Source organism: Microbacterium sp., assembly GCF_051953575.1.
Classification (GTDB): Bacteria; Actinomycetota; Actinomycetes; order Actinomycetales; family Microbacteriaceae; genus Microbacterium.
The window spans coordinates 1-4,330 of record NZ_JBQCIP010000014.1; the positions used below are offsets into that span (position 1 = coordinate 1).

At 72.4% G+C, this 4,330-nt stretch carries 4 protein-coding genes and 1 pseudogene; 1 reads left to right on the top strand and 4 read right to left on the bottom strand.

Annotated features, from left to right (window positions below; all coding sequences use genetic code 11):
* Nucleotides 1–184, top strand: a pseudogene (locus ACTHNQ_RS00970) (DNA polymerase domain-containing protein); the annotation flags it as partial.
* Nucleotides 185–193: 9 nt separating this feature from the next.
* On the opposite strand, the gene ACTHNQ_RS00975 reads toward ACTHNQ_RS00970, so the two are convergent.
* From ACTHNQ_RS00975 to guaA, 4 genes are all read right to left on the bottom strand, one after another.
* Entirely contained in the window at nt 194–793 is a 600-nt protein-coding gene (locus ACTHNQ_RS00975; RefSeq protein WP_440330577.1) for a ClpP family protease, read from the bottom strand.
* Complete coding sequence (locus ACTHNQ_RS00980; protein ID WP_440330578.1) at nt 790–1,416, bottom strand: ClpP family protease; 627 nt, start codon at nt 1,414–1,416, stop codon at nt 790–792. Before ACTHNQ_RS00980 ends, ACTHNQ_RS00975 begins: the two co-directional genes overlap by 4 nt.
* Before the next feature lie 86 nt (nt 1,417–1,502).
* On the bottom strand, nt 1,503–2,888 hold the full coding sequence (locus ACTHNQ_RS00985) for a glycosyltransferase (protein WP_440330579.1): 1,386 nt from the start codon (nt 2,886–2,888) through the stop codon (nt 1,503–1,505).
* A 74-nt stretch (nt 2,889–2,962) separates the two neighbouring features.
* On the bottom strand, nt 2,963–4,330 hold a 1,368-nt coding region (gene guaA / locus ACTHNQ_RS00990; RefSeq protein WP_440330580.1), incomplete at its 5' end, for a glutamine-hydrolyzing GMP synthase.

Sequence of the window (4,330 nt, forward strand, 5' to 3'; positions counted from 1 at the left end):
GCAGCTGCACCCCGCCGACGTGCTGATCGACGGCATGCGCGGCTCGAGCTCGCTCTGGTACCGGGTGCGCGTCAACCTGCAGCACGTCGCCGAGGACGAGCGGCCGCCGCAGGAGGAGCTGATCGCCGACTACGACCCCTGGGAGGGCAAGGTCTGGCCGGGCTCCGAGAACCCCGGCCGCTGACCGGCCGGTTCAGGCGTAGGCGGGCACCCGCTCCAGCACGTGATCGGCGAGTCCGTAGGCCACCGCGTCCGCGGCGGTGAACACGCGGTCGCGGTCGGTGTCGGCGCGCAGCTGCGCGGCATCCTTTCCGGTGTGCCGTGCGAGGATCTGCTCGACCTCGCCACGCACCCGGACCAGCTCGTCGGCCTGCAGGATCAGGTCGGGGATCGCGCCCCTCCCCTGCCCGGCCGGCTGATGCAGGACCACCCGTGCGTGCGGCAGCACCGAGCGCTTGCCCGGGGCACCCGCGGCGAGCATGATCGCGCCGACGCCGATCGCCTGCCCGACCACCGTCGTGGCGACGTCCGGCCGCACGTGCTGCATCGTGTCGTACACCGCGAGCATGGCGGACGGATCGCCGCCCTCGCAGTTGATGTAGAGCTGGATGTCGCGCTCCGGGCTGTCGGCGTCGAGGTGCAGCAGCTGCGCGATCAGCGCGTTCGCGACGCCCGCGTCGATGCCGGTGCCGAGATACACCACCCGCTCGGCGAGCAGGTGCGAGTAGACGTCCATGATGCGGTCGCCGCGGGGATGCTGCGCCACGACGTTCGGGATCGTGTAGCCGCTCATGCCGCCGCCTCCGCTCCGACGCCGAGCCCCGCCGGTCGCCGCCGGCGCGGCACGACCTGGGCGAAGTCGTCGACGATCGCGTCGATGAACCCGTACTCCCGCGCCTGCTCGGCGGTGTACCAGCGGTCGTGCAGCGAGTCCTCGAAGATGCGGTCGATCGGCTGACCGGTGTCGGCCGACACGATGCCGAGCACGGTGTCGCGCGTGAAGCGCAGGTCGTCAGCCTGCACCTCGACGTCGACGGCCGAGCCGCCGATGCCCGCGGAGCCCTGGTGCATGAGGATCCGCGCGTGCGGCAGCGCACGGCGCTTGCCCGGCGTCCCCGCCGACAGCAGGAACTGTCCCGCGCTGCACGCGAGGCCGAGCGCGAGCGTCGACACGTCGTTGGGGATCAGGCGCATCACGTCGCGGATCGCCAGCATCGACGGCACCGAGCCGCCGGGCGAATGGATCCACAGGGCGATGTCGGCGGTCTCGTCCTGCGCCGCCAGTGCCAGCAGCTGCGTCGCGAGCAGCGTGCCGTTGTCGTCGTCGAGCGGGCCGTCGAGCACGAGCACGCGCTGCTGGAACAGCTCGCGCCGCGCCTCGGCCCCGAACTGGGGGATCTTGCCTTCTTCTGCCATGACCCCAGCCTGCGCGCGGCGGCGGGCGGCGGCATCCGATTCCGCTCCCGGCGGCTCTGCCCACGGCGGATCGCGAGGTGGGCGGGTCAGCCCGCGCGACGCGACGGATGCTGCACCGCGGCGCGCAGCGCAGCCACCAGCGCCGGGCGCACCGCCTCGGGCGTGAACGCCGCAGCGGCCGCACGGGCGTGCCGCGACAGCTCGGCGCGCCGACCGTCGTCCTGCAGCAGCCCGATGAGCGCGGCGGCGAGCGCATCGACGTCGCCCGGCGCGACGAGCACCCCCGCGTCGCCGACCGCCTCACGCGGGCCGTACCGGGCGTCGGTCGAGACGACCGGCAGCCCCCGGGCGAGCGCCTCGGCGATCGACAGGCCCTGCCCCTCGAACGCCGTCGAGGTGAGGAAGACGGACGAACGGTCGAAGGCCGCGTCCCGTTCGGACGTCGCGCCGTGCAGGGTCACCGATGCCGAGACGCCGAACTCGTCGATGAGCGCCCGCAGCTCATCGCGCAACGGGCCGTCGCCGTAGATGTCGAGGTGCGCGTCCGGAACAGCGGCGACGACCGCCGGCCACGCCCGCACGGCGAGGTCGATGCGCTTCTGCGGTGCGAGCCTGTTGAGCATGACGACACGATGGGGATCGCGCGCGACGTCCGCCGACGGCTCGGGCCCCAGCTCGATCGTGTTCGGCACCACATGGAACGTGCCCGGATCGCCGAAGCGCTCCGCCACCTCGTCGCGCTGCGCGGCCGTGGGCCACACCACCGCGTCGTACGCGTCGAGGGTGCGCAGCCACCGCTCCCACAAGCCGGTCACCGGCGCGGCCGGGTCATCGTGCGGCGCCGGCAGGTGCGAGTTGTGCACCGTGTGGACGATCCGCACGCGCGGATCGTCCCACCCCACGAGAGCCTCGCCGATCTGCCGCGACTCGCAGACGACGACAAACACCCGATCGGGATCCCCCGCCGCCGCGCGCCGCGCCTCGGCGATGCTGTCGAGCCAGGCGATGTAGAGCCCGCGGAACCCGCGCAGCACCCTGTCCCCGTCGGGCGTGTGCACGACGACGTTCGCGTCGCGCAGATGCCACTCCGGGTCGTTCTCGAACACCGGAAGCTCCGCGACGGCGCGGCCGGCGGCATCCTGAACCGTCCGGTACGCGACGCCCGGCGTCGGCCCTCCCGGCTGCCCGGCCGCCGAGAGCCACGACGGATCGGCCACCAGCTCGTCGAACAGGTTGCGCACACGCGACGCGTCGGGGACGTACCCGCCGTCGACGAACGCCTGCCGCTGCGCCGCGTGGGCCTCGGGCGACTGGCCGTCGACGCTCAGCATCAGCGGTTCGCGGGCGCCGGCGGCCTCCAGCAGCCGCAGCCGGGCCGGCACGGCCACGGCGAACCCGCCGTCTAGCCCGAGGGCGATGCGGCTGCCCAGCAGCACGTAGTCGGCGTCGGGCAGCTGCGTGTCAGGGCTCACCGTTCCATCCTCCCCTGCGCGACGCCCCGAAACGCACGGATGCCGCAAGCCAAGGCCTGCGGCATCCGTTCAGATCACTCCCACTCGATGGTCCCCGGGGGCTTCGAGGTGACGTCCAGCACGACGCGGTTGATCTCGCGCACCTCGTTGGTGATGCGGTTGGAGATCTTCGACAGCGCGTCGTACGGCAGACGCGTCCAGTCGGCGGTCATCGCGTCCTCGGACGAGACGGGGCGCAGCACGATCGGGTGGCCGTAGGTGCGGCCGTCGCCCTGGACGCCCACCGAGCGCACGTCGGCCAGCAGCACGACGGGGCACTGCCAGATCTCGCCGTCGAGGCCGGCCTTCGTCAGCTCCTCGCGGGCGATGGCGTCGGCGTCGCGCAGAATCTCGAGACGGTCAGCGGTGACCTCACCCACGATGCGGATGCCGAGGCCGGGGCCCGGAAAGGGCTGGCGCGACACGATGACCTCGGGCAGGCCCAGCTCGCGGCCGATCGCCCGCACCTCGTCCTTGAACAGGGTGCGCAGCGGCTCGACCAGCTCGAACTGCAGGTCCTCGGGCAGGCCGCCCACGTTGTGGTGCGACTTGATGTTGGCGGTTCCGGTGCCGCCACCTGACTCGACGACGTCGGGGTACAGCGTGCCCTGCACGAGGAAGCGGATCGGTTCGCCCTCGGCCGCCGCCTCGGCGACCAGGTCGGCCTGCACCTTCTCGAACGCGCGGATGAACTCGCGGCCGATGATCTTGCGCTTCTGCTCGGGGTCGCTCACTCCGGCGAGCGCGTTCAGGAACTGCTCGCGCGCGTCCACCGTGACCAGGCGCACACCCGTCGAGGCGACGTAGTCCTGCTCGACCTGCTCGCGCTCACCCTTGCGGAGAAGGCCGTGGTCGACGAACACCGCGACGAGCTGGTCGCCGACCGCCTTGTGCACGAGCGCCGTCGAGACGGCGGAGTCCACGCCGCCCGACAGGGCCGACAGCACGTGACCGGTGCCGACCTGCTCCCGGATCTTGGCCACCTGCTCGGCGATGACGTTGCCGCTGTTCCAGTCCGCGGGCAGGCCGGCCGCCTTGTGGAGGAAGTTCTCGATGACGTTCTGGCCGTAGTCCGAGTGCTTGACCTCGGGGTGCCACTGCACGCCGTACAGCCGGCGCTCGTCACTGCCGAACGCGGCGACCGGGGTCGCGCCCGTCGAGGCGAGCACTTCGAAACCCTCGGGCGCCTTCGCGACCTGGTCGCCGTGGCTCATCCACACGTTCTGCTCGACGGGCTGGCCGCCCAGCAGCACGCCGCCGTCACCCGTGATCGCGGCATCCGTCGCGCCGTACTCGCGGAGTCCGGTGTTGGCGACCTCGCCCCCGAGGGTCTGCGCCATGACCTGGAAGCCGTAGCAGATGCCCAGGGTCGGCACACCGAGGTCGAACACGCCGGGGTCGAG

Coding starts and splice junctions, on each gene's coding strand:
- ACTHNQ_RS00975 (WP_440330577.1), bottom strand. CDS start 793: ATGAGCGGCTACACGATCCCGAACGTCGTGGCGCAGCATCCCCGCGGC.
- ACTHNQ_RS00980 (WP_440330578.1), bottom strand. CDS start 1,416: ATGGCAGAAGAAGGCAAGATCCCCCAGTTCGGGGCCGAGGCGCGGCGC.